1 protein-coding gene is annotated in these 294 nt (G+C 69.7%); it reads right to left on the bottom strand.

Annotation, left to right across the window (positions count from 1 at the left end; genetic code table 11):
* A partial coding sequence (locus tag D8M29_RS13410) for a leucine zipper domain-containing protein (RefSeq protein WP_148111655.1) occupies positions 1–256 on the bottom strand: 256 nt, incomplete at its 3' end.
* Between the last annotated feature and the right edge of the window lie 38 nt (positions 257–294).

Raw genomic sequence — 294 nt, 5'->3', positions numbered from 1 at the left:
TGCGCTCCCGCCGCAGGGCGTGGATCTGGGCGACCAAGACCGGATCGAGCTGGGCAGGTGAACGGTGCGGCCGGCTGGGCAGGTCCTGAAGGCCGGCTTCTCCCTGGGCGCGGTAGCGGGCGACCCAGGTGGCCACCGTGGGCCGGCTCACGCGGAACTCGGCTGCCACGTGTGCTTGCGGGATCCCGTCGTGCAGGTGGCGGTGGACCATCCTGAGTCGGCCGGTCGGGGTCAGGGGTGCGTTAGCGTGAGTCATGAGTGGGTCTCTTCTGGCAGGTGGGTGGTGTAGGAACT

The organism is Micrococcus sp. HSID17227 (assembly GCF_003989405.1).
GTDB classification, from domain to species: Bacteria; Actinomycetota; Actinomycetes; order Actinomycetales; family Micrococcaceae; genus Micrococcus; species Micrococcus luteus.
Note: the sequence above shows the minus strand (reverse complement) of the source record. Positions and strands in the feature narration are given on the sequence as shown.